Origin of the sequence: Dyella kyungheensis (assembly GCF_049913195.1) — a bacterium.
Classification (GTDB): domain Bacteria; phylum Pseudomonadota; class Gammaproteobacteria; order Xanthomonadales; family Rhodanobacteraceae; genus Dyella; species Dyella kyungheensis.
Genome location: NZ_CP183983.1, coordinates 4652478 through 4676935, shown reverse-complemented (window position 1 = coordinate 4676935; position 24458 = coordinate 4652478). Strand labels below are relative to the sequence as shown.

At 62.0% G+C, this 24458-nt stretch carries 17 protein-coding genes; 13 read left to right on the top strand and 4 right to left on the bottom strand.

Annotation, left to right across the window (positions count from 1 at the left end; all coding sequences use genetic code 11):
* Nucleotides 1-74 precede the first annotated feature (74 nt).
* From ACN9MB_RS20885 to ACN9MB_RS20855, 7 genes are all read left to right on the top strand, one after another.
* Nucleotides 75-2906 (top strand): TonB-dependent receptor, encoded by a 2832-nt coding sequence (locus ACN9MB_RS20885; RefSeq protein ID WP_426270162.1) that lies wholly within the window; start codon nt 75-77, stop codon nt 2904-2906.
* Nucleotides 2907-2981: 75 nt separating this feature from the next.
* Nucleotides 2982-4028, top strand: coding sequence for a glycoside hydrolase family 43 protein (locus tag ACN9MB_RS20880; RefSeq protein WP_426270161.1), 1047 nt, complete (start codon nt 2982-2984; stop codon nt 4026-4028).
* Nucleotides 4029-4117: 89 nt separating this feature from the next.
* Complete coding sequence (locus ACN9MB_RS20875) at nt 4118-5455, top strand: GDSL-type esterase/lipase family protein (RefSeq protein WP_426270160.1); 1338 nt, start codon at nt 4118-4120, stop codon at nt 5453-5455.
* A gap of 69 nt (nt 5456-5524) precedes the next feature.
* Entirely contained in the window at nt 5525-8302 is a 2778-nt protein-coding gene (locus ACN9MB_RS20870) for a TonB-dependent receptor (RefSeq protein ID WP_426270159.1), read from the top strand.
* A 104-nt stretch (nt 8303-8406) separates the two neighbouring features.
* Entirely contained in the window at nt 8407-9984 is a 1578-nt protein-coding gene (locus ACN9MB_RS20865) for an exo-alpha-sialidase (protein ID WP_426270158.1), read from the top strand.
* Nucleotides 9984-10967, top strand: a complete 984-nt coding sequence (locus ACN9MB_RS20860) for a glycoside hydrolase family 43 protein (RefSeq protein ID WP_426270157.1) — start codon at nt 9984-9986, stop codon at nt 10965-10967. Before ACN9MB_RS20865 ends, ACN9MB_RS20860 begins: the two co-directional genes overlap by 1 nt.
* Before the next feature lie 114 nt (nt 10968-11081).
* On the top strand, nt 11082-11786 hold the full coding sequence (locus ACN9MB_RS20855; RefSeq protein ID WP_426270156.1) for a hypothetical protein: 705 nt from the start codon (nt 11082-11084) through the stop codon (nt 11784-11786).
* A gap of 100 nt (nt 11787-11886) precedes the next feature.
* Here the strand turns inward: ACN9MB_RS20855 and ACN9MB_RS20850 are convergent, their stop codons facing one another.
* The 3 genes from ACN9MB_RS20850 to ACN9MB_RS20840 form a co-directional block, all read right to left on the bottom strand.
* Complete coding sequence (locus ACN9MB_RS20850; RefSeq protein ID WP_426270155.1) at nt 11887-12642, bottom strand: molybdopterin-binding protein; 756 nt, start codon at nt 12640-12642, stop codon at nt 11887-11889.
* On the bottom strand, nt 12635-13615 hold the full coding sequence (locus ACN9MB_RS20845) for a cytochrome b/b6 domain-containing protein (protein WP_426270154.1): 981 nt from the start codon (nt 13613-13615) through the stop codon (nt 12635-12637). The genes ACN9MB_RS20850 and ACN9MB_RS20845 overlap by 8 nt, the downstream gene beginning before the upstream one ends.
* Nucleotides 13616-13876: 261 nt before the next feature.
* Nucleotides 13877-15226, bottom strand: coding sequence for a glycoside hydrolase family 2 (locus ACN9MB_RS20840; RefSeq protein ID WP_426270153.1), 1350 nt, complete (start codon nt 15224-15226; stop codon nt 13877-13879).
* 673 nt (nt 15227-15899) lie between these two features.
* Between ACN9MB_RS20840 and speC the strand changes: the two genes are divergently transcribed.
* The 5 genes from speC to ACN9MB_RS20815 all read left to right on the top strand — a co-directional run bounded on the left by speC (nt 15900) and on the right by ACN9MB_RS20815 (nt 22015).
* Nucleotides 15900-18158: an ornithine decarboxylase gene (gene speC / locus ACN9MB_RS20835; RefSeq protein ID WP_426270152.1), complete on the top strand. Its 2259-nt coding sequence runs from the start codon at nt 15900-15902 to the stop codon at nt 18156-18158.
* Between the two features lie 285 nt (nt 18159-18443).
* Entirely contained in the window at nt 18444-18983 is a 540-nt protein-coding gene (locus ACN9MB_RS20830) for a hypothetical protein (protein ID WP_204637608.1), read from the top strand.
* A gap of 145 nt (nt 18984-19128) precedes the next feature.
* Complete coding sequence (locus tag ACN9MB_RS20825; RefSeq protein WP_426270151.1) at nt 19129-19476, top strand: hypothetical protein; 348 nt, start codon at nt 19129-19131, stop codon at nt 19474-19476.
* Nucleotides 19477-19550: 74 nt separating this feature from the next.
* Nucleotides 19551-20081: a hypothetical protein gene (locus ACN9MB_RS20820; RefSeq protein WP_426270150.1), complete on the top strand. Its 531-nt coding sequence runs from the start codon at nt 19551-19553 to the stop codon at nt 20079-20081.
* 284 nt (nt 20082-20365) lie between these two features.
* Complete coding sequence (locus ACN9MB_RS20815) at nt 20366-22015, top strand: M28 family peptidase (protein WP_426270149.1); 1650 nt, start codon at nt 20366-20368, stop codon at nt 22013-22015.
* 317 nt (nt 22016-22332) lie between these two features.
* Here the strand turns inward: ACN9MB_RS20815 and ACN9MB_RS20810 are convergent, their stop codons facing one another.
* Complete coding sequence (locus ACN9MB_RS20810) at nt 22333-22740, bottom strand: MAPEG family protein (protein WP_426270148.1); 408 nt, start codon at nt 22738-22740, stop codon at nt 22333-22335.
* 612 nt (nt 22741-23352) lie between these two features.
* Between ACN9MB_RS20810 and ACN9MB_RS20805 the strand changes: the two genes are divergently transcribed.
* Complete coding sequence (locus tag ACN9MB_RS20805; RefSeq protein WP_426270147.1) at nt 23353-24270, top strand: retroviral-like aspartic protease family protein; 918 nt, start codon at nt 23353-23355, stop codon at nt 24268-24270.
* Nucleotides 24271-24458 lie beyond the last annotated feature (188 nt).

The following is a 24458-nucleotide window of genomic DNA, read 5'->3' as shown; positions in this document are numbered from 1 at the left end:
CGAAACCCCCACGCTGGCGATACCCATAACGACAGCGTCGGCACGACCGGCGCTGCATGCCCCCGAGTGAAGAGATGATTCGCACCCACATTCAACGCAGCCTGCTTGCCGCCGCCATCGCCGCCGTCTTCAGCGTGGCGCATGCCGCCGATACCACCGCAGCGAACAGCGACGAAGCGCAGCAGAACGGCACAGCCACGACGACGCAGACCGCCACCGACGCCAAGCCGGCCAAGAAGCCCAGCACGGCGGCCGGCATTGCGGCGCAAACCGAGGCCTCGACGCAGAATGCCCAGAACCTCGCCGGCGTGACGGTGACGCCGCTGCGCGACAGCCTGAAGACCGCGCAGTCGATCAAGCAGGATTCCCCGCTGATCGTCGATTCGATCGTGGCCGAGGACATCGGCAAGCTGCCGGACAACAGCGTGGCTGATGCGCTGCAGCGCGTGACCGGCGTGCAGGTGGCGCAGGGTTTCCAGGGTGAGACCACCTCGGTGGTGATCCGCGGTCTGCCCAATGCGGTCACCACGCTCAACGGCCGCGAAATCTTCAGCTCGGGCGGCCGCGAATTCTCCTTCCAGGATCTGCCCGCCACGGCGGTGAGCGGTCTGGACGTGTACAAATCCACCGATGCCACCATGGTGACCGGCGGCATCGCGGGCACGGTGGACATTCGCACCTTCCGCCCGTTCGACTTCCCGGGCTTGAAGGTCGCTGCCACGCTGACCGAGACCAATCAGGAATATGGCGCGCATACCGATCCCACCGCGAGCTTCCTGATCAGCAACCGTTGGCATACCGATGCCGGCGAATTCGGTGCGCTGCTCAACACCGGCATCACCACCATGCACTACGACTACAACGTGTCGTACGTGGACAACAACCTCACGCGCGTGGCGACCGATGGTTCGAACAACCCCATCCGTACGCCCAACGGCGATCTGGTGGTGGCGCAGAACCAGTTCGGCGCGAACTACAACGTTGGTTGGCGCAAGCGCCCGGAAATGAACTACGCGCTGCAGTGGAAACCCAACGACAACACCGAAGTCTACGTGGAAGGCCTCTACACCTGGCTTTCCGATCAGTACAACCAGCCGTATTACTTCTCCGGCCCGCAGAATGTGGTGGCGCCGTCGGCGTATACGGTGAGCGGCTCGTGCTTCCCGGTCGGCACGCCCGGTTCGCCGTACTACGGCCAGACCATCTGCCCGACCACCAGCGCATCGTATACCGGCAACTACTACGCTGCCACCAGTACGCAGGCGCATCAGGACTGGGGCCACAACATCCAGAACGCGATCGGCCTGAAGTGGCATGGCGACAAGCTCAATCTGTCGACCGACCTCACACGCAACGCCTCGAGCTACCAGAACCAGCGTTTCGTCATCGATACCTTCCTCGATGCCTCCTCCTCGCCGTTGACCACGTACTACAACTATCCGAACACCTGGGGCCTGGCCGGCACGCCGCAGATGAACCCGGCCAACTACTACCTCAACGGCTTGTACCAGCAGTGGAATAACAACCGGGCCACGCAGACGGCCTGGCGCTTCGACGGCGACTACAGCTTCGACAGCAGCTTCTTCAACTCGATCAACTTCGGCGCGCGCTACGCCAACACCAATGCGCAAGCGACGGGTGCGCAGTTCGACCAGGGTCCTCCGGGCGGCGCCTACCTGCCGGATGGTTCGCCCAATCCGGCCAACAACGTGCTCGGCCTGTTTGGCCAGCAGTACTTCTGCAACGTGCCGCGCACGGCGGCGGTGCCGGGCAGCGCGCTCACCGGTTGCTACAACTATCTGTTGAACAATGCCGATGCGCTGCGCCAGTTCTACGGCCTGGCGCCGGGCAACCTGCCGGCACAGGATGGCCAGTACTTCGACATCACCGAGAAGACCTACTCGCTCTACGGCCAGCTCAACTACGGCAACGAGATGTTCGGCCTGCCGTACGACGGCGTGATCGGCGTGCGTCTGGAAAAGATCAATCGCGATCTCAACGCCTTCACGTATGACAGCTCCACCCAGCTGTATTCGCCGATCGGCTTGAACACCAGCCAGCGTACGGCACTGCCCAATGCCACCTTCAACCTGCATCTGCGCGACAACCTGCAGATGCGCCTGTCGGCCGGCAAGACGCTGCAGTATCCGGACTTCACCCAGCTCAATCCGTCGCTCTCGCTCAGCCCGCCGACCGCCAACACCATCGCCACCGGCGCAGGTGGCAACGCGTACCTGAAGCCGACCAAGTCGACCAACTACGACGCCACGCTGGAATGGTATTTCAGCGATGTGGGCTCGCTCACCGGCGGCGTGTTCTATCACGACATCACCGGCTACATCGAAAACTACACGTTCGAGCAGAACATCGGCGGCATCACCTATCTGATCTCCGGTCCGCAGAGCGCGGGCTCGGGCCATCTGGAAGGCGCGGAACTGGGCTACACGCAGTTCTTCACCTCGCTGCCGGGTGCGCTCAGCGGCCTGGGTTTCCAGGCCAATTACACATATATCGACAGCAAGCTGAAGACGCCTTCGATGACCGGCGACGGTTTCATCAGCGCGCCGTTCCAGAACGTCTCCAAGAACAACTACAACCTCGTGCTGATGTACGAGAAGTACGGCGTATCGGCGCGACTGGCTTACAGCTATCGCAGCCGTTATCCGGAGTTCTTCCTGGCGGCGAGCAGCGTGCTGGGCAACAACGCGCAGATGTACGACGTGCCGGCAAGCGAACTCGATCTTTCGATTGGCTACGACATCAACAAGTACTTCACCGTGGTGTTCAACGCCACCAACCTGCTCGGCAAGGATTTCCATTCCTATGCCGGTCCGGGCAAGTCGATGCCGCAGGATCTCCGTTACCAGGACCGCTCGGTCGGTCTTGGCGTGCGCTTCAAGCTGTAAGGCAGACCACGCCCCGTGCTTCACGTGATGAAGCACGGGGCCAACATCAGGGAGCAACGCAAGGTGAAAGCTGGCGTGTCGCGTGGGTGGGCTCTGCTGGGCGGCTTATGGCTGCTCGCCTCGCCGTGCGTGGCCGAAACGTTCACCAATCCCGTGTTCGTGGGGCAGGACCCATGGGTCACCTATGAGGACGGGGTGTACTACTACAGCAGCTCCCATTGCGGCGTGGCGGAGATCTGCGTCAAGCAGTCGCGCACCCTGACGGGCTTGGCCACCGCGCCATGGCAAGGGCTCTGGACGCCCCATCGCGGCAGCGATCCGAATGGCAAGGAGATCTGGGCGCCCGAGTTGCACCGCGTGAATGGCCGCTGGGTGATCTATTACGCGGCAGACGATGGCGACAACAATCACCATCGACTGTTTGCCTTGACCTCGGATGGCAAGGGCAACGGCCTGGGTCAATTCACCGAAGCGGATACCGGCTTGCCGCACGGCCAGCTCGATGCTTCCACCGACCACTGGGGCATCGATCCCAATGTGTTTACGGCAGCGGACGGCAAGCTGTATCTCACCTGGTCCTGCACCAATCAAGGCGACTCGGCATTTCCGCAACGCATCTGCCTGGCGCCGATGCGCGACGCCGTGCACGTGGACGGCCCCACGGTGTTTCTGTCGACGCCGACGGAAGCGTGGGAAACGCGTGATAAACCGATCCAGGAAGGCCCTGTGGGTTATACCCGCGAGGGTCGCACCTATATCACGTACTCAGGCAGCGCCAGCTGGATCCCCAATGACTATGCGGTGGGTCTGCTGACGCTGGGCAAGGGCGGCTCGCCGCTCGATGCGTCGGCGTGGCACAAGTCCGGCCCGATCTTCGACCATCACGGCAAGGTCTACGGTCCGGGCTCGGTGGTGTTCGTGCCTTCGCCGGACGGCAAGCAAGCGTGGAACGTGTATCACGCCATCGAGCGCCTGGACTGTTCGCCTGCTTACGCCTGTCGCGACATCCGCATGCAGCCTATGCGCTTCGATGCGCTGGGCGCGCCTGTGCTCGGCACGCCGGTGGACCCGGGCGTGGCGATTGAAAAGCCTTCGGGCGACGACGCGGCGGCGACGCGATGAACGTGCTTCCGCATCGACCACCACCGATCGATGGTTCCCCCCTGACCGGGCGCGCCGCTGGCTGCGCAACCTCCTCCCGCGCAATCCGCGTGCGCGCCCCGGTCAACTTTTTGTTCGCTGTCGCGCTGGTCGTTGCCAGCGCATTGGCTGCACCGACGGCCATGGGCGCCGAAGGAACGTGGATCACCGCGTGGGGTGTGGCGCCGCTGCGCAATCCGATCGAGCCCAACATCCAATTGCCGCAGCCGCCGAAGAATCTGCCCATCGCAGGGCAGACCGTGCGCGAGGTGCTGACCGTCGGTGTCGGCGGCGGCCATGTTCGTCTGCATCTGGACAATCGCTATGGTGCGACGCCCGTCGACATCGGCGCCATCACCGTAGCCCGCGCCGCAGCGCACGGAGAAAGCATCGAGGTATCGACGCTGATGCACCTCACGGTGAAGGGCAAACGTGCCTTCACGCTGCCGGCGAGAAGCGCAATCGACACCGATGCGCTGCCGTTCGAACTGCACGCGGGCCAGCGGCTGGCGGTGAGTCTCTACGTGCCAGGTCGCGCGGAGCCGGCGTCCTGGCATACGGACTCACGTATGAGGCAGTCGTTGTCCGGCGCCGGCGACCATACCGGCGACGTCTCCTTCACCGACGCCACTACGGCGCCGGGCTATGACTGGCTGACGCGAGTCGATGTGATGACGACGGCGCCCACGCCGGTGCTGGTGGCCCTGGGTGATTCCATCACCAACGGTTTCCGCGCCAGCGTGGGAAACAGCTATCCCGAGCAATTGGCTGCCCGACTGGCGAATGCGGGCTGCGTGACGCCGGTGATCAACATGGGTATCGACGGCAATCAGGTGGCTGGTGCCCTCGGCAATTTCGGCCAGGGCGAGCCCATGCTGGAACGGCTGTCGCCGGACGTGTTGTCGGTGAGCGGCGCCAAATTCCTGCTGTTGCTGGGCGGCATCAACGACATCGGCGAGCCGACCATGGCGGCGCACGCGGCCGGCCTTGCGCAGCCCGATGCCAACGTCATGGCGACACCGGTGATCGCGGCACTGCAGCGTATCGCCGAGCGCGCGAAGCAACATGGCCTGACCGTCTACGGCGCCACCTTGCCACCCTTCGGCGGCACCGAGAACGCGTTTACGCCGCAAGGTGAAGCGGCGCGCCAGACCATCAACGCTTGGGTGCGGCAGGCCAGGGTTTACCAAGGCGTGGCCGATTTCGACGCGGCGCTGCGTGATCCCGCGCAACCCGCACGCATGCAGACGCGCTTCGACAGCGGCGACCACATTCATCCGAACGACGAGGGCTATCGCGCCATGGCCCAGGCGGTTCCGTTGGCCTGGTTGGGATGTCAGGCCGGCCACGCGTCGAGATCGCGCAAGCAACACCGGATTTCCAAACGAACAGGCGCCGCTGGGGAGTGAAGGCAGTGCCCTGATCACGACAACGCCGGCGTCAGCCGGTGAGCTATGACCTCTGAGGGGAGGCTTTCCATGATTCGCACACAGATCCACAGAACCTTGTTGGCAGCCGCTATCGCCGCCTCGTTCGGCGTCGCGCACGCTGCCGATGCACCGGCAGCGCCTGCCGATCCGCAACAGTCGACGGACACCACCACGCCGCCCGCCAATGCACCCAAGAAGGCGGCCACCGCCTCCGACGCGCAACAGAAAGACGCCGTGAACCTGTCGGGCGTGGTGGTGACGCCACTGCGCGAGAGCTTGCAGAGCGCGCAAACGCTCAAGCAGGACTCGCGCATGATCACCGACTCGATCGTGGCCGAGGACATCGGCAAGCTGCCCGACAACAGCGTGGCCGATGCACTGCAGCGCATCACCGGCGTGCAGGTGGCGCAGGGCTTCCAGGGCGAAACCAGCTCGGTGGTGATTCGCGGCCTGCCCAATGTGATCACCACGCTCAACGGCCGCGAAATCTTCAGCGGCGTGGGCCGCGCGTTCGCCTTCCAGAACCTGCCGGCCACGGCGGTGAAAACCGTGCAGGTCTACAAGACCAGCGAAGCGAGCCTGCCCGATGGCGGCATTGCCGGCATGGTCGACATGCAGCTGTTCCGTCCGTTCGACTTCGACGGCGCCAAGGTGGCCGCGTCGGTCAACGAGACGCACAGCAAGTACGGCGATCACACCGATCCAACCGGCAGCCTGCTGCTCAGCGATCGCTGGAAGACCGACCTCGGCGAGTTCGGCGCACTGATGAACGTGGGTTACGACCGGCAGCACTACGCCTATAACGCCGTGTGGGACGACTTCCCGAAAGTGCTGACTACCGGTGCTGGCGATCCTGTGCGAACGTCCAGCGGGAATCTCATCTCCGCCCCGAACGGTTTCGGCGCCGACTACAACATCGGCGACCGCACGCGCCAGGAATTCAACTACGCGTTGCAATGGAAACCCAACGACAGCACCGAGATCTACGTCGAAGGCCTGTACGACTGGGATTCGGACAACTACAACCAGCCGTTCTTCTTCAGCTTCCCGGTCGGCTCGGTCGATCCGCAGAACATCAAGGTCACCAACAACTGCTACGCCAACCAGTTGACCGGTTCGACCTATTACGGCCAGACGATCTGCGATGCGGCCAGCGGCACCTGGACCGGCAACACCTATGCGGCCACCAGCACGCAGGCGCACCAGGAATGGGGCCACGACATCCAGAACTCGATCGGTGCCAAGTGGCATGGCGATCGCCTGAACCTGTCGACCGACCTATCGTTCAACTCCACCTCGTTCCATGAGCAGACCTTCATCGTCGACACCTTCCTGAAGGCGCCGATCACCACCGTGTGGAATGGCGCGCAGAACTGGCAGTTGCTCGGCAATCCGGCCAACAATCCGTCGAACTACTACCTCAACGGCCTGTTCCAGACCTGGAACAACCAGCGCGGCGAGCAGACCGCGTGGCGCGGCGACGGCAACTACGATCTCAACGGCAGCTTCTTCCAGTACATCGACTTCGGCCTGCGCTACTCCGATCACAAGGCGCAGTACAACGGCAGCGTCGAGATCTCCACGCCACCGCCGGGTGGCACGGGCGACATCTCGCTCAATCCCAATCCGGCCAACCAGGTCATCGCGCGCTTCCCGAACGGCTACTTCTGCAGCCAGCCCACCACCAACGCGATTCCGGTGCCGTGGCTCAGCGGTTGCTTCAACTACCTGACCAACAATGCCGATGCCATTCGCTCGCTGTATGGCGTGCCGACGGGCCTGGCCGCGGAGAACCCGGGCCGTTTCTATCACATCGACGAGAAGTCCTATGCGGGCTACTTCCAGATCGGCTACGGCAACGACTTGTGGGGCATGCCGTTCGACGGCTTGATGGGCATGCGCGTGGAACGCGTGAAGCGCAACCTCGATGCGTTCTCCTATGACGCTTCCACCAACACGTACACGCCGCTATCTGACGGCACCAACGCACCGGTGTATCTGCCGAACCTCAGCTTCAACCTGCACATCAAGGACAACCTGCAGTTGCGCCTTGTAGCGGCGAAGACGCTGACGTATCCGGACTTCGGCCAGCTCAACCCGTCGCTGTCGCTCAACCCCGGCACGATCAACCGCGCGGGCGTGGCTAGCAGCGGCAACCCGGACCTGAAGCCGATTCGTTCGAACAACTACGACGCCTCGCTGGAGTACTACTTCGCGCCGGCCAGCTACGTTAGCGGCAGCGTGTTCTATCGCGACATCAACGGCTACATCCAGAACTACGTGACGGATGTGACCATCGGTGGCCAGCCGTACCAGCTCAACTCGCCGCAGAGCGCGGGCTCGGGTCACCTGGACGGTGCGGAGGTTGCGTACCAGCAGTTCTTCGACTTCCTGCCCGAACCCCTGAACGGCCTGGGCGTGCAGCTCAACTACACCTATATCGAAGGCTCCACGCGTTCGCCGCAGTTCATCGGCGGCCCGGTGGTCACCTCGCCGCTGCAGAACGTGTCCAAGAACAACGGCAACGCCGTGCTGATGTATGAAAAGTTCGGCTGGTCCGCTCGATTGGCGTACAACTACCGCAGCCGCTTCATCGACGGTTTCAACCAGCCCACCGTGGCGGGCGTGAACGACGAGATCAAGCCGGCCAACCAGGTCGACTTCTCGCTCGGTTACGACATCAACAAGTACTTCACCGTGGTGTTCAACGCGACCAATATCCTCGGTGCGAACCTGCACCAGTATTGGGGCGATGGCGATACGCGCCCGCGTGACATCCGTTACCAGGACCGTACCTACGGCCTGGGCGTGCGCTTCAAGCTGTAACCCTCTCCCACTGGGCGGGAGCGGTAGTGACATGCCGTTCCCGCCATTTTTTGGGAGGCATCTTCGACAGTGCGCCGTGGCCGGCGTGAACAGGGAATTCGTGCATGACTCGCTTGACCTTCGCTTTGTCCACTCTTGCCGTGTGCATCGCTTCGGCGATGTCCAGCCCGACGCTGGCGCAAGAGACGCCAGATCCCGTGGTCGGCACGCATCTGGTCGACGGCTCCGGCTATGTATCGGTGACGCGCATCGAGCACGGTTCGCCGGAAGACAAAGGCCGCCTGCTGATGGCGTTCGAACAGGACGGCATGGCGGGCGTGCCGCTATGGGAAAGTCGCGACGGTGGCGACCACTGGCGTTACCTGATGAACGTCACCGACCAGACGCATACGAAGGACAAGAACTGGCAGCTGCGCTGGCAGCCGCACATCACCGAACTGCAGCGCTCGAGCGGCGATCTACCCGCCGGCACGCTGGTGCTCTCGGCCAACGCCACCGGCAATGACGCGAAGGGCAGGGTGAACGAGGAAGACCTGCAGATGTACACCTCCACCGATGCCGGCAAGACCTGGCATTACCGCAGCTCGATCATCAAGGGCGGCGGCCGGCCGGAGGACAAGGACAACAAGGGCGTGTGGGAAACCAACATCCACGTGCTCGATGACGGCCGCCTGGTGGCCTATTACTCCACCGAGCAGCACAAGGCCGAAGGCTACAACCAGGCGCTGGGACACAAGGTCTCCGACGACGGCGGCAAGCACTGGGGCAAGGAAGTGCTGGACGTCGCCATCCCCGGCGGTGTGCAGCGGCCCGGCATGGCCGTGGTCACGCGCCTGGGCGATGGCCGCTACGCGATGACCTACGAGAATATCGATGGCCCGAACAACGGCCAGGTGTTCATCAAGTTCAGCCGCGACGGTCTGGACTGGGGCGATCCGCAACGCCACGGCGAACCGGTGATGACGCTCTCCGGCTTCTGGCCTGCAGCGTGTCCGGTGGTGACGTGGTTCCCGCTGGGCGGTCCCGAGGGCGTGATCGTGATCTCCGCCGAGCGCGGCGGCGGCGGTGCGGAAGAGGGCGGCCGCGATCTGTACTGGAACAACGCTTCCGGCCGTGGCCCGTGGTGGGAGGTGCGCGCACCGGTGCAGAAGCGCACCGGCAACATCCATGCAGGCTGGACACAGGCGCTGCTGCTGCGCGACGACGGCCGCATGTTGCACATCACGACCTCGTCGTCGCCCGATGCGCCGACCAGCGTGAAGCACAACGAGGTGCTCTACAACTCGGCGGCTTTGAATTTCCATCGCTACGAAGCGGAGGATGCGCAGTTCAGCAATGCCGTGGCGGTGCCGAATCGCCAATCCTCCAACCTGCGCAGGGCGCGACTCGCTGCCGGTCCGGAAGGACGCTTGCGTTTCGTGGTGAACAGCACCGGCGGCCAGCATGCCTTGGTCGTGCGCTTCAGCGATCTTGGATTGGCCTCGCAACCATCCATCGTGGTCAATGGTTCGCGACTCGGGAACGTCAACGTGACCAAGACCGAAGATGGCTGGCAATTGGAGAACGTCTCCGCCTCGCTGTTGCCAGGCTTCAATACCATCGACGTGGACGGTGGCGCGCACGCGGTCGATGTCGACTATCTGCAGATCGACGGCGATGCCGCCACGGCGGGTCAGCCGTGATGAAGCGTGATCGCGTCAAGCCGATGTTCGCCGCGGTGGCAGGCGTCCTCGTTGCCATGGCGGCGCAGGCGCAAACACCGGCGACGATGCATCCGCTGCTGCCAACGGGCCCCGACCCGTGGGTGACGCAGCGCGATGGTGTGTATTACTACACGAGCACCGAAGGCAGCCGCATCTCGCTGCGCAAGACCACGGACATGACGCGCCTGGCCGATGCCACGCCCGTGGTGGTGTGGCGTCCACCGGCCGAGGGCGCAAACTCCCATTCGATCTGGGCGCCGGAGCTGCATTTCCTCGACGGCAAGTGGTACCTGTACTACTCGGCCTCCGACAAGGCACATGACGACGACGCGCATCGCCACGTCTGGGTGCTGGAGAATGCCTCGGCCGATCCCACCCAAGGCGAGTGGGTCGACAAAGGCATGCTGAAGACCCATCTCACCGGCATCGACGGCACGGTGTTCGATCACGCAGGCAAACGCTACTTCGTCTATTCCGCCTATGTCGACGATCACAGCGACCTGATCATCGCGCCGATGAGCAACCCCTGGACGCTGGGCGAACCGCAGGTGGACATTGCCCATCCCACGTACTCATGGGAGATGCAGGGCGGCCGCAAGATTCTCGAAGCGCCGGAATTCATCGAGGGGCCCAAGGGTGAAGTGTTCCTCACCTATTCCGCCAGCGCGTGCTGGTCCGACGGCTATTCTCTCGGCCTGCTGAGTGCGAAGGCGAACGCGAACCTTCTCGATCCCGCCTCGTGGCGCAAATCGCCCACGCAGGCGCTGGCCAGTTCACCCGCGCACGGCTTCTACGCGCCGGGCCACAACGGCTTCTTCAAGTCGCCCGATGGCAAGCAGGACTGGATCATCTTCCATGCCAACGGCGGACCGGACTGGAAATGCACTGCGCGCAGGGCGCCGTACATCATGCCGTTCTCGTGGAACGACAAGGGCGAGCCGGATTTCATGAGCGGCAAGTGAGCCGCCATCCATCTTCATGCTGTTCCAACACCCTCTGAGTAACCATCAGGCGTTCTCAGGCGAAATAACTGTGATCGTGACCTGATCCGTTAGCGCTACTGGAGGTTGTTCATCATGAAAGTCAGCTATTTGAAGCAGAAACTGCTCTTTGCCGGCGTGGCCGTCGCCATGTCGGTCGCCCTGCCTGCCATGGCCGCGGATCCAGCGGTGCATGTGCGCGGAACCGTGACGGATGTAACGGCCACCGGCTTTACGGTGCAAACGGCAACGGGCACGCAGAACGTCGCGATGGCAGCGGACACGCATATCGCGGGTGTGGTGCCGAGCAACCTGGATGCGATCCAGCCGGGTTCGTACATCGGTTCGGCCAACGTGCCGCGCGGTGCTTCCGCCAACGCACTGGAAGTGGTGGTGTTTCCACCGGCGATGAAGGGCACGGGCCTGGGCGATTACGCCTGGGATCTGCCGGCCCACGGCGGCGGTGGGTCGGCCATGACCAACGGCAGCGTGACCTCGTCGGCGATGACCAATGGGACCGTCAAGAGCAGCAAGGCCGGTGGTGCGGCTGCGAACTCGGCGATGACCAACGGTACGGTGAAGACCGCCAGCGGAAGCGGGGCACGCACGCTGGTGGTCGATTACGGTTCGGGCGAGAAGACCATCGTGGTATCGGCGACTACGCCGGTAGTGACGTTCGCGCCCGCGGATAAGAGCGCCATCGTCAAAGGTGCGCGTGTGTTCGTGGCGGGCAAACCGGGCAACCCGGTGGCTGCCGGCTTTGTGGCGGTCGGGCTGAACGGTACCGCGCCACCGATGTAACGCTCGACGCGGTCGAGCCGTCGCGGCGATCCGAACTTTGTCCATGCGCCACGGACAAGTTCGGATCGCCTTTTTTCAGCGTGAGATCGCCGGCTGCGGATCAGATGCCGGCGTACCACTCGTAGCCCTGGTCTTCCCAGTAGCCGCCATTGCCGTCACCAATGTCCTTGAAAGAACTCACCAGCTCGATGCGGCTGATGTACTTGGCCTGTTTGTAGCCGAGCTGGCGACCAAGGCGGAGGCGCAATGGCGCGCCGTTCGGTATCGGCAGCGGCTGGTCGTTCAATGCGAAGGCAAGCAGGGTCTGTGGGTGTCTCGCTTCCAGGATGTCCACGCTCTCGTAGTAGGGCGTATCGACGTCCATTTCGTCGAAGCAATGGAACACGACGAATTTAGCCTGCTCGCTTACGCCCACATGGTCGAGTACGGCCGAGAGCTGGGTGCCCCGCCACTTGCCGATCGCACTCCAGCCCTCGACGCAATCGTGCCGGGTGATCTGGGTGCGGTCGTCCAGTTTTTTCAGGTCGTCGATCGATAGTTTCGCCGGTCGGCTGACCAGTCCGTCCACTTGCAACTGGTAGTCGCGAAACTGGTTCGCCATCAAGGCCTGGTAGGCGGGCGTGTCTGGCATGGTGGTGCCATTGGGATGGAACACCGGCGAGATATCGGCCTCGGAATACTCCTTCGCCATGGCGCTGGAAGGTGAAAGCAGTGCCTGCACGCGACGGTTCAACCCTTCGGCACTGCCCAACACCCGAGCGCCCAGGCCGCTCTGGGAAATGCGGTCGCAACCGGCGAGGAGCACACCTACGGCCCCCATGCCGGCCATGCGAAGAAACGATCGGCGATCACTCATGGCGAGGGTCCTCCACGATGGGCGTTTGTGCGGTGACGGTGCGGCCGGGAGCCAATTCGGCAGGCACTAAGGTTTCCGGTACTGCAGCGACGGGCATCGCCGGCTCGGGCTTGACCGAATCGACTTTGTAATAGCCGGTGATCATTCCGCGCAGCTGATTGAAGACGCCACTGACCAATACTTCGAAGAGATGAATCACCACGAAGGCGACAAACGCCCAGGCAATGATGAAATGAATCGACCTGGCCGACTGGCGCCCGCCCACGGCCTCCACCAACGGCGAGAGTACGGCATCCATGCGCGGGGACATCGCCACGCCCATCAGCACAATGCCGATGCCGAAAACGAAAATCACGCACAGATAAGCGAGCCGTTGCAGGATGTTGTAGCGCAGCGCCTCGGCTCCATGGGGGTGCTTGAAACGGATATGATCGAGGATCGAGCGGCCTATGCCACGCCAATCGGCACGCGTCGGCCACATGTCGCGTTGCAGATGCTTTCTGGCAAGCGAGTAGCCGATATAGCAAAGTCCGTTGAGTACAAACACCCAGGCGAAAAAGAAGTGCCACCGCCGGCCCATGGCCAACCAGCCTGCGCTGGGAACCGTCAGCCAGGAAGGAAAGCCGCGCGCCACCGGCGTGCCGTCGCTACCTTTGGAAACGCCGAGTACGCCGGTAGTGGTGACCTGATGCTGCCCGATGCGCGTGATGCCGACCAGGTTTCCTGCAGCATCCTCCTGCGCACCCAGGGATAGCCATTCCTTGCCCTGATCGGATCGATTGCCCCAATAAAGATTCGGGTGCGCGTTGAAGATCTGCAGACCGCTGAACAGCATCAACGTCAACGCAATCACGTTGATCCAGTGCATGATCCGTATCGGCAGCGTGTGCCGGTAAACCAGCCGTGAAGAAGCCTTCGAGGACCCGGGCTTCACGGAAGCGGTGGTGGTTTCGACGGCGCTTTGGGCATTCATGGCGGTGCACTCCGGAAGCGCTGGCAGGCCAGTATCGCCGCAGTGTACTCGCGACAGGATTCGCTGGGGCACGTGACCACCCGGTCGGCCCGCATCATGGTGGGGTGCTCTCTTATTCCACTGTTTTGGTGATGGGCTGCTGCCCCGGTCTGGCCCAGGCCACAGCCGGCCGGCAAAGGCAGCCGGCTTCAGACGGGAGAGCCGGAGGGCTGGGAAGCTTCGACTTCCCGCGCTCCGAGGGTTGGCCTCATCGATCCAGCTTCAGGCAGAAGCCGTTGAAGACACTTTGCTTCGCACGTCACCGGCTGACCGCATAAGGATCAGTGCGAACAACAGCGCCGTGAATACGCCGTAGGCATATTGGCTACGCGACACCCCCGTTCCAAACGGAAACCAGATTCCCGGGATTCCCAGGGCGTTGAATTCCGTCGCGAACAGGCCAACGCCCACGAAGATGGCTGCGAGTGCTGCCAGCCAAGTGGAAAGCTTTGCCGATCGGGCCACGCCAAGGCCAACGATCCAGAGGTAAAGCGCGGCCAATGCCAGGCGCAAGCCCATGACGACGACATGGGCAACAGCCTTGAATCCTTGCGTCCCGTCCGGCGCAAACCACGGTCGGCCGATGCATGCAAAGGCAATATAAGCCAACGTGAGCACGCTGATGACGTACCCAAGCCACGGGTGTCTGTTCAAACGAAACCAATCGCGCCATGCCAGCAGCCATGCCGCCAGGGTGAGTGGCTTCAGGATCACCGTGACCGCGATGTCGTAACCGCGCAGGCTTACATAGGGCGTCCAGAAGAACAGGACCTGCTGCGCGCGAAGTAGTGCAAGGCAGAGCAGTGCAACGACAAGCCACCGATAGCCATCGCCGGTTCTGCCTGCCATCAATGCAAGAACCATGATCGCGAGCAGAACAAAGGCCAGGGGTTCGGCCGCATCCACCACATAACCCTTGAACGTTTGCAACCACTGCAATTGATGCAGCTGCTGGATGGCTTCGGCGTCGCCCATCACCGGCGCGATATGCATGCCGCCGCTTTCCCCGCCCGCTTCAAGCGGATCCAGCCAGACGCGGAAGGCAATGACGTAGGTCTGCGTGTCTGTAGAAGGCGACGAGGGAAGTGGAAACACGCTTGGGCGCACCGCGAACACGGTGGGTGGCGAACGTGAGAACCCGCCCGGTCCGCCAAGCATTTTTCCATTGACATAGAGTTGATATGTCGAATCGACCAGGGTCGGTCCCGCCAACGCGAGCGCCCTGCCGCCATCGCTATGCACGGTAACTCTCGTGCGATACCACGCGTAGCCGGTGTAGCCTGCGTGGCCGCGTTGACTCCATCCCGTGACGTAGCCCGGCAATCCGACGTCACCGTCATGCGCACCCGGTGCAGGCGTGAGATCGACGGTTTCCCATTCGCCATCATCGAAGTCCGGCGAGGCCCAGCGATCATCGTCGCCGACGCGAAATCGCCAGGGTTCATTCAATGGAACGGTCGAATGTCCAAGGACGATGCTTGCGTCTGGCGCAGGACTGGACGTTGCCTGTGCGCTTTCGATAGAGAGAGCCACGAGCAGGCACAGCGAAACCAGAAGCCCTGACCACCGCATCGCATCGCTCCGTGAAGAGTCTCGGCTGGAGTCTAAGTGCGTCCAGGGGAAAACGCACCGACGGGGCGATCAAAGCGTGGCAGATCCCGCAAGAGACATGAATAAAGCTGAGGGAAGTGAGGAACTCATGGTTTGCTCGCTTGGTTGCGTTGGCGCGTTGCACGCTGGCAACCTGATGCCGTCGTGTCGGCACAAGCGGGACGAAAGGTCGGCTTGCTGTGACAAGAGGTGTCCGTTTCAGGAGTTGCGGTACGGCGATGATGATTGGTTGGCACGGCGACGCATGAGCAGAAGTCGGAACCGGAATGGACGCTTCCTTGAGTTGGTTCGCAGCCTAAAGAAATGGGTCTCCGGCTTAAGAACGAAGCACGCGCGCTGGATTGATCATAAGCGCAGCTACGTATGTAGTTATGCTGGGTTTTCATGCAGTAGATTTTTCTTTCCATCCTTCATATGTCGATGCGAAGGCTTCCGGCACGGCATCGAAGTCGGTATCGGTCGAAGGCATGCGTTTGCTTGACGTGCGAAGAAGTGATTTCGCGATCGATTCACGCCGACGCATCGACAATGACCAGCGCAGTAAGGGTTGGAACAACGTCCTCTGCATTATCCAGAAACTGCCATCTCCGTAGTCGCCGTTCGACCTTTATGCCCTCTCCAGGGAGTGGTCGTCATGAGCATCCCGTTCATCCAATATTTCCGCATCCTCGTTGCAGGCGATCGCAGCGAGGAAGTCAGCAGCATCATCGAGCAGGACCTGCATTTCCGCACGGTGGTGGTGTCGCCGAAGGGCATGGCTGAAGCCATTCGATCCGGTGCCGACCTGGGGGCGATCGTGGTGTCGCGTGAACTGGCGCCGGTCGCCATCGAAACGCGCGAGGCACGTGGCCTGCGCATGCCCATCTTCATGATGAGCGATCGCCACGATGAAACCTTCCACGATCCGTTCCTGAAGTCCTTGGACGGTGTCGTCATCGCCGATCTTGAAAGCCGCGATTTCTACGAGAAGCGCCTGGTGGCCTCCGTAGAGCAGTATGTGTCGAGCCTACTCACGCCGTTCTTCGGCACCTTGATGCAATACGATTTCGACGCCAATCGCACCTGGGCATGCCCGGGTCACCAGGGTGGACAAATGTTCATGCGCCATCCGGCCGGCCGGTTGTTCTACGAGCACATGGGCGAGAACGTATTCCGCGATGACATCTGCAACGCCATGGTGTCGCTGGGCGACCTGCTGATCCACGAAGGCCCCGCATTGGCAGCGCAACAAGCCGCGGCACGGGTATTCCTGGCCGACCGGACGTACTTCGTCCTCAATGGCACCTCGGCATCGAACAAGGTGGTGAACACGGCGCTGTTGACCAGCCGCGACATCGTCCTGTTCGACAGGAACAATCACAAGTCCAACCATCACGGTGCGCTGATTTTCGCCGGTGCCATTCCCGTCTATCTCCAAGCCGACCGCAATGGATTCGGCATGGTGGGTCCGATCGACTGGTCCGCGTTCGACGAGCAGTCGATCCGCGACAAGATCAGGCATCATCCGCGTCTCAAGGACACCGATGCCTGGAAGCGCGAGCGGCCTATCCGGGTCGCCATCATCGAGCAGTGCACGTATGACGGCACCGTGTACAACGCGAAGAAGGTACTGGAAAAGATCGGCCATCTTTGCGAGTACATCCACTTCGACGAGGCATGGGCGGGATTTGGCGCGTTTCATCCGTTGATGAAGGATCACTTCGGCATGAGCCTGTCGCTGACGGACAAGGACCCCGGCATCATTGCGACCCAGTCGACGCACAAGCAGCTGGCGGGTTTTTCGCAGGCCTCGCAGATCCATGTGCGCGATGCGCATATCCGCCAGCAGGCATTTCGTGTGAATCACAAGCGATTCAACGAGATGTTCATGCTGCAGGCGTCGACGTCACCGTTCTATCCGTTGTTTTCCAGCCTGGACGTCAATGCGCAAATGCATGCCGACAAGGCCGGACGCGTACTGTGGGATGACATGGTTCGGCTGGGGATCGAGGCCAGGAAGGCGATACGCAAGCGGTTCGCCGGCTTCCTCAACCCGTTCGTTCCGGACACGGTGACGTACCAGGGCGAACGCATCAAGTGGGAAGACGTGCCCACCGATGTGCTGGCCACCGAGCAGGAGTATTGGCAGCTTGACCCGCAGGAAAAGTGGCACGGCTACCGGCATCTCGGTGCCGATGCCGCCATGGTCGATCCGACCAAGCTCATGCTCACGACGCCAGGCATCGATCCAAGAACCGGCGCGTACGCCAGCAGCGGCATTCCCGCTACGGTCATCGCCAACTATCTGCGGGAGAATCATGTCATCCCGGAGAAGAACGACCTCAACAGCATTCTCTTCCTCATGACGCCCGCGGTAGGTGAGGGCAAGATGGCGATGCTGCTCGCGGCACTGGAGCGCTTCCGCGACCACTATGACGAAGACAGCCCACTGGATCAGGTCCTGCCGGGCCTCTCCCGCAAGTATCAGGAGCGATACCGCGGCTACACCGTGCGCCAGGTCGCGCAGGAAATGCACGAGTTCTATGCGTCGAAGAACGTCAAGGAGTTGCAACGCCTGAGTTTCCGCTACGAGTCGTTCCCGGAACAGGCCATGTCGGCACGCGAAGCGAACGAAGCCCTGGTCAGCGGCCGGGTGGACTTCGTGCCCATGGACGAGGTCAAGGGTCGCATTGCGGCCACGCTCGCCCTGATCTATCCGCCGGGCATTGGCATCGTCATACCGGGCGAGCGCTACGACGACCGCGCCCAGCCGATGATCGACTACTTCCTGGCCTTCGAGGAAAGCTGCAACCGGTTCCCGGGCTTTTCCTATGAAGTGCAGGGTGTCTACCAGGTGCCCGAAGGTGGCAGGGTGAGGTTCTATACCTACGTGGTCAAGGAAGGCGAAACCTGAGGCAGGGTTCGGAGTTTGCGGCGTAGATAAATGGCCCAAGCGATGCCGGGGTAGAGATGGCAACCGGTTGCAAGGCAAACATTGGGCGCCGCAGCTATCGCTAATTCCGGGGTGCATTGAAATTCGCCAGCCCAGAGCCGCATGGACGGCTCTCAAAGGAGCTGGTAGCTTCTCGCGAGCGCAAGTAATTGCGGATCGGCTCGACCGGATTGCGTCGATCCGCATGGCGGCCAGACGCTGTGGGGACAGCTTCCTGGTGGCAAGGAAGGCAACAGGGGATTGCGAATGAAGCGTACGTTTGCCCTCGCCGTGATGAGACGAGTTCTTTTCGCCGTGCTCTTCGTCGGGTTCTCGGGATTTGTTGGCGCCGGCCAAGCACCACTCGTCCACGCTCGACTCTCGGTGTCGTGCTCAACGTGCAAACGGGGCGAGCCCATCGAACTGCTCGCCGGCATAGAGAACTCGTCCAACGATGTCGTCCGTGTGTATGGCGATCTTGGTTGGGGAGAGCTTGCCGGTTTCGTTCTGCACATCGAAGACGCGAACGGCAGGAGCGTAGAAGCCGCTTCCTACGACGACGACATGATCGTGCCGTCCACTCTGGACGATCCCTCCTATTACGCATCTTTACGCGAGGGGCACAGCCTCTGGATGCGTCGGGTTGCGGTGGGGAAAGCGTTGTTCCCGGCTCGTGGGACCTACACGATCTGGGTGAGTTACAGGAGCCCCGTTCCGGTGGCGCTCGCCGCCGATCGAACGCATTTCGTCTCCAGGGAAATGGGCTATGCCGAGTCCAGGAAGGTAAAGATCGTCGTCGTGGATTGAGGAAGCCATGACGCAGGGGTTGTTCTCGCCGGGAAGAAATTCCTGGAGACCCGACGAGATTGCAATGGCGCACTCAGATGTGGTTTGCCAATTTCGCCGTGAAGCATCGACTTGACTCGAAACGTCTGGAGAAGAGGCTTTCCAAATGAGCGCGAAGGGTTTCCTGAAATGGTCGAGCGCCGTATTGGCTGGCGTGATCATTGGACATGTGGGCAGTATTTTGTTGAGGAAGGCGATGTATTACGTGCCCTCGCCACCGGAGAGAGTGGCTGCCGTTCCACCCCACGCCCGTTGGGCGGGTGGCGCTGATGGTGGCGTGTGGATTGCATGCAAGCCCAACGGGCGGCGCCTTTGGTGCGAGGTTTACAACGAGGACGGTGTCGCCTTTGAAAAGGGCAACTTTCTCGCGAAGTTCGACTCGGCCACGCCATCGCGCTATTCCGGCGGATCTATCGTCTTTTCGGAATTACCCCTGGAACGTGAAGCAAGATGAAGCCCGCCTAGGATAGGCAAGCGATGCGCCGCCTGCGGGCAGGCTTGGTCGGAAAATGTGCCGGGGGATCTGCCATGAAACACCTTTCCATCCTGCTTGCGATGACACTTGTTCTCTGCGTAGGCTGCGCGTCGACCGGCAATGCCGACTCACGCGCCACATCACCTTTATTGGGTGTTTTCGATAGTCAACGGCAATGCTATGACGCATGGGCAACCATTCTCGATGAATGGATCAAGCAGACCGGCGGATTGCGACCGGGTCTGGAAGCCTCGCGCCGGATGATTGCCGAAGACAACCGCACGGAATTGTCGCGCCTCATACGAGCCACCTGGAAAAAGTTGGGCAGCCCCGATCACGTCTCTGCCCGCGATATTTCCGTGGCATTTACGGAGACTCTCGGGGATCAAGTGCCGTATGACTGTCGAACGATCATCTGGCTCCGGCCGTTGCTCACCGAGACGCCTGAAACCTTTGCTGCCGGAGCGAAGCAGGCTCTGCTCAACGAGGCACCCGTCGCCGATCGCATCGACAACTATACGTTCTCCGGTTGGCTCATCATCGGATTGCTTGCCCCGCAGAATCAGCTGGGCAACGTCCGTTAGGCGTCAACGCAGAATGCCTCTGTTGGTGGTCACGTATACCGCGCCACGATTCGCAGCTATCGACGCGACCATCCGAAGCCTTGGAACGATACGTCGACACGCGTGATCCCGCCATCTCACCCGATAGATTCGAGCAGGCGCTCTCAACGCGGTGCGGAGCCAGGCATCTGCGTACTGAGAGCGCTCTGATCAAGCGCGTGGCCATTTGATCTACTCGGCCCCGCGTGGCACGCTCGCACTCCATACCCCCGGACGGCCAGCCGTCCGAAACCCATGGAGAGATCATGCGCCGCACGTTCCTCGCTTTCGCGCTAGCCGCGAGTCTGACCACCGTCGCTTCGGCAGCGGTTCCCGCCCCCGAGCAACCGGGCCTCGCGCAGATTCGCCAGGGCGACCTGCGCGCGGACATCACCTTCCTGGCCTCGGATGCACTGCAGGGGCGTCTGTCGTTGCAGCCGGGCGATGAGGCCTCGGTGCAATGGATCGCTTCGGAGTTTGCCAAGGCGGGTTTGAAGCCGGCGGCGACCGATGCGCAGGGGCAGCCCAGCTTCCTGCAGGCCGTGCCGCTGGTCGAGTACCGGCCCGATGCGAAGGCCACGCTGCTAACGCTCAAGCGCGGCGGCAAGAACACCGAGTGGAAGGATCCGGAAGTGTCCGGTTCGTTCCCCACCGATCAGGATGTTTCGGCTCCCGTGGTCTTCGCCGGCTACGGCATCACGGCGCCGGAGCTTGGCTATGACGACTACGCCGGTCTCGACGTGAAGGGCAAGATCGTCGTGGTGTTCGATCACGAGCCGCAGGAGAAGGACCCCAAGTCCATCTTCAACGGTACCGGCAACACGCGTTACGCCACCGGCTACGTGAAGGTGTTGAACGCGCAGGAACACGGCGCGGTGGCGGTGCTGATGGCACCGGAGCCGTCGCACAACCACCCCTCCGCGCAGGAGGTGCGCAAGCGCATCGGTCATCAGGCCGAGCATGCGGCCAACCCGATTCCCGCACAGGTATTGGCAGACAGCCCGCTGCACATCCCCAGCATGATCATTTCCGCTGATGTGTCGAACGCGCTGTTCAGCACCAGCGGCAGCACCCCGGCAGCCTTGCAGTCGGCGATCGATGGCGACCTCAAGTCACATTCGCAGGCACTGCCGGACACCTCGATCAGCCTGCATCTGAAGAACAGCTCGCGCCGTGAAGCCACCAGCTGGAATGCGGTCGGCCTGGTCGAAGGCAGCGATCCGAAGCTGGCACCCGAAACCATCATCATCAGCGCGCATCACGATCACGACGGCCAGGCCGGCGACAAGATCTGGCACGGCGCCGACGACAACGCCTCAGGCACGGTGGGTGTGGTCACGCTGGCGCGCGCGTTCGGCGCCAATCCCACCAAGCCGAAGCGCTCGATCCTGTTTGCCGTGTTTGCCGGTGAAGAGCGTGGCCTGCTGGGCGCGTACTATCTCGCCGCGCATCCGCTGCGTCCGCTCGACACCACGCGCGCCATGATCAACTTCGACATGATCGGCCGCGACGAGAAGCCGAGCCCGCAGACCGATGGCCTGATCGACATCCCGGCCGATACCAGCAACCGCCTCAACCTGATCGGTGCCGCGTACAGCCCGGACTACCAGAAGACCGTGGCCAAGGCGAACGGCGACGTGGGCCTGGTGCTCGACGACCGCTTCGACCACGAGTACGCCTTGAACGTGTTCTTCCGCTCCGACCAGTTCCCGTTCGTGCTGCACAACGTGCCGGCGTTCTGGTGGTTCACCGGCTTCCATCCGGATTACCACCACCCGAGCGATACGGCCGAGAAGATCGACTATCCGAAGATGGCCAAGATCCTGAAGCTGGCCTACCTCAGCACCTGGCAGTTCGCCAACGAGGCAACGCCGCCGCGCTTCGTCTCGCATCCGGGCAGCCAGTCGGCGCCCTAAGCGGTCGTTGCGGTGATCACGAAACGCCCCGGCATGCCGGGGCGTTTTCGTTCACGGGTTGAACGGCACGCGCTGAAGAGTGGACAAAACACCATGGTTTGTACCCTTTGCACAAACTATGGTGTTCTAGATCAAACGGAAGCCGTTACAGACTATGGCGCTTTTGCGCTAGACAAAAACAACACGCACAGACACTTGTTTACATAGGCCCGCCCTCTCGGAGCAGCACGAGTTCCGGAGCTTGAACTTTTCATCTGTTGGCCCTGAGTGGCCGGTTTGGGTCGGAAGAGGACCTTACTAGCATGCGAATGCGTGAGCTATCGCACAAGTAGCGCCCACGTCCAGTAGACCGCGATCGCAAGCTGCACGAAGAAAAAGAAGAAGCGAATGTTGACCGCGAAGACACTCAGGGAAACGAGATGAGTGATCGATTGGCTTATGCGAGCAAGCAGGAGCCACGGGGCCAACGAGTCAGTAAGCCCGGTACGTCCGGTCGCAATGGCTATAAGCAAGAGGCCGCCAAAGACGGGAAGCCCTTCAATGCAATTGGCATGCGCGCGCGCGAGCCGTTGCAAGAACGGAGAGAGGTTGGCGTTGTCCGGCCTGAATTCATTGGATTTGGCGCGTCCGGAGAGAACAAGATAGGAGCGAACGACCTCCATGAGAACGAGTAGGACGAGTGTCCAAGCTATGAAGAGGGTCAGTACCAAAGCAGATGTACTCATCGACAAACTCTCCCATGTGGTTGAATGGATGGCGGTAGGTATAGGCCTGCTTCGGTAGAAGGAGGACATTCCGTATTCGTCGAACCATTGCACTGCGTGGGCCTAACGCCTGACGATTATGGGTTTTCTGGAACCCATTTGCGCTGTCCACTGCGGCGCTTGGATGCCCCGGCGTGGTTTGAAGCGTAGCGCCTCCCTTTCCACGAGGCGCCATGAAGCGGCCGCAAGTGCGAGTGTCACGGGAATCCGGGAGACGGGATATCTGCGTATCCCGTCATTGTCCCGTCAAAAGTGACGGGATTCTCGGCGATTGCGTCAATGTCGAGAGGGCAACGACCACCTGGGTGGGAACCACCCATCCGTAGCGGCTACCGACGAGTGATGGTGGCCCGGCGGAAGCGACTGGTAATCGTCGCTGCAGCCCATTCCCTATCGCTGATAATGGCTCGCGCTTCCCTGCTTTTTTCGACAAGACGCCCCCGCGACCCAGCCGTGACTCGGCGACCACAACTCATGACATATGGCATTGCGGCGGCCCGCGACTACGATCCTGGAAGGCCGTCGGTGTGCTTCGCCGCCAGCCATCCTCACTTCCCCCATACCGAGTTCGCCATGCGTCGAGCCCTTGCCTTTGGCCTGCTATTGGCCCTTGCCGCCTCCCCGGTAGTGGCCGAGACGCAGTGGACGCCGTTCCAGCTGCGTGAGGTGTCTGGCATCCGTCCCTTTGTGGAGGTGCGCATCAACCAGGTGCCGTTTTCCTTCATGGTGCATGCCAATGCGGGGTTCTACGCCATGACCACCCATGCCAATGCGGAGCAGGCCGGGGTCGGGCCGCTGCAGTCCAGTGGGCATTACGGCATTACCGCGCCCGGCCAGGTCAGCGACCTGGGTGTGGCCACGACTACGGTAAAGACGCTGCAGGTGGGCGATGACGTGGTGAAGGACGCGCCGCTCAAGGTGTTTGAGGTGCCGCAGAAGCAGACCATGCAGGGCATGTTGGGCATGGGCTGGTTGCGTGCGCGGCGGGTGCTGGTGGATTTTGATCAGCACCGCATCGGCATTCCGCATTCGTCGGCAGACACCGCGCAGGAACGCCGGCGCTTGCTGGCTGCGGGCTATGCCGCGCACGCCATGCAGTGGAACGCCGCCACCAACGAATACGAGGTGCAGGTGGCGCTCAACGATGCGAGCGCCAATTTTGTGGTCTCCACGGTGGCCAAATTCTTGATCGATGACCACACGGCCAAGCGCGCCAACATCACCCTTGGCAAGGTAGTGGATACCTATGGCGGGCCCAGCGGCACCACCGGCAAGGCATACGCAGCGGCCAGTGCGCTATCGCTGAGCATCGAAGGTCAGGCGGTGAAAGTGCCCGACAACACCCGGGTGCTGGATCTGTATGGCTACGAAGCCACTACGCGACCAGCGTCGCCAGTGGAGCAGATCGGCGGTTTTCTGGGGGCCGATGTGATGCTGGCGAATCATGCGGTGATCGATTTTGGGGATGGGGTGTTGTATTTGAAGCCGTGATTTGGAGTTAGTTTGGTTGGCAACGCCGCCGGGCTTATTCAACCTGGATGGGCTGCGGGTTTATCGGCAATCTTGCGGGGCTTGGTTTTGTCCGGTGACTGAGGCTGGAGCCGAGTCACTGGATTACTTGCTGCTCTCGCCCCTTCGGGGCCGCCCTTTCGGGCGTTCTGCGCGCTTCGCGCTTGCCC

What these genes read in the sequence shown, in the direction of transcription:
- ACN9MB_RS20885 (WP_426270162.1), top strand. Translation starts at nt 75, where the DNA reads ATGATTCGCACCCACATTCAACGCAGCCTGCTTGCCGCCGCCATCGCC.
- ACN9MB_RS20870 (WP_426270159.1), top strand. Translation starts at nt 5,525, where the DNA reads ATGATTCGCACACAGATCCACAGAACCTTGTTGGCAGCCGCTATCGCC.
- ACN9MB_RS20865 (WP_426270158.1), top strand. Translation starts at nt 8,407, where the DNA reads ATGACTCGCTTGACCTTCGCTTTGTCCACTCTTGCCGTGTGCATCGCT.
- ACN9MB_RS20860 (WP_426270157.1), top strand. Translation starts at nt 9,984, where the DNA reads ATGAAGCGTGATCGCGTCAAGCCGATGTTCGCCGCGGTGGCAGGCGTC.
- ACN9MB_RS20855 (WP_426270156.1), top strand. Translation starts at nt 11,082, where the DNA reads ATGAAAGTCAGCTATTTGAAGCAGAAACTGCTCTTTGCCGGCGTGGCC.
- ACN9MB_RS20850 (WP_426270155.1), bottom strand. Translation starts at nt 12,642, where the DNA reads ATGAGTGATCGCCGATCGTTTCTTCGCATGGCCGGCATGGGGGCCGTA.
- ACN9MB_RS20845 (WP_426270154.1), bottom strand. Translation starts at nt 13,615, where the DNA reads ATGAATGCCCAAAGCGCCGTCGAAACCACCACCGCTTCCGTGAAGCCC.
- ACN9MB_RS20840 (WP_426270153.1), bottom strand. Translation starts at nt 15,226, where the DNA reads ATGCGGTGGTCAGGGCTTCTGGTTTCGCTGTGCCTGCTCGTGGCTCTC.
- speC (WP_426270152.1), top strand. Translation starts at nt 15,900, where the DNA reads ATGAGCATCCCGTTCATCCAATATTTCCGCATCCTCGTTGCAGGCGAT.
- ACN9MB_RS20830 (WP_204637608.1), top strand. Translation starts at nt 18,444, where the DNA reads ATGAAGCGTACGTTTGCCCTCGCCGTGATGAGACGAGTTCTTTTCGCC.
- ACN9MB_RS20825 (WP_426270151.1), top strand. Translation starts at nt 19,129, where the DNA reads ATGAGCGCGAAGGGTTTCCTGAAATGGTCGAGCGCCGTATTGGCTGGC.
- ACN9MB_RS20820 (WP_426270150.1), top strand. Translation starts at nt 19,551, where the DNA reads ATGAAACACCTTTCCATCCTGCTTGCGATGACACTTGTTCTCTGCGTA.
- ACN9MB_RS20815 (WP_426270149.1), top strand. Translation starts at nt 20,366, where the DNA reads ATGCGCCGCACGTTCCTCGCTTTCGCGCTAGCCGCGAGTCTGACCACC.
- ACN9MB_RS20810 (WP_426270148.1), bottom strand. Translation starts at nt 22,740, where the DNA reads ATGAGTACATCTGCTTTGGTACTGACCCTCTTCATAGCTTGGACACTC.
- ACN9MB_RS20805 (WP_426270147.1), top strand. Translation starts at nt 23,353, where the DNA reads ATGCGTCGAGCCCTTGCCTTTGGCCTGCTATTGGCCCTTGCCGCCTCC.